Raw genomic sequence first — 281 nt, 5'->3', positions numbered from 1 at the left:
ATCCAATCTTTGAAACATTGAAGACTTTATATGCTTCTGATAAAGATAAAGTTAAAGAAGTTACTGAAGTATTATATGATCAGGCTTGTTTAATTGAAGGCTTCGCAATCAAAGATCCAATCGCATATTCAAAGAAGATCTGTGAATTGTTAGTGAAATAATTCTAGGCACAAACTTTCGAGTTTGTGCTTTTTTTTCATTCATGATACATTTAATCTAGGTGAAGATTATGAAGTATCAAGAATTAATGAAAGAAGTAGAAGGTGTTGGAAAACTAAAGT

The 281-nt window shown here is 29.9% G+C and carries 1 protein-coding gene; it reads left to right on the top strand.

Annotation, left to right across the window (positions count from 1 at the left end; translation table 11 throughout):
* Positions 1 to 161, top strand: a 161-nt coding sequence (locus ACZQCL_RS02845; RefSeq protein WP_482481805.1) for a hypothetical protein, incomplete at its 5' end; no start/stop codon positions are given.
* Positions 162 to 281 lie beyond the last annotated feature (120 nt).

The sequence above is a fragment of the Holdemanella sp. genome, from assembly GCF_056804935.1.
The sequence above is the reverse complement of the archived record's forward strand: the minus strand, read 5'-3'. Positions and strand labels throughout refer to the sequence as shown.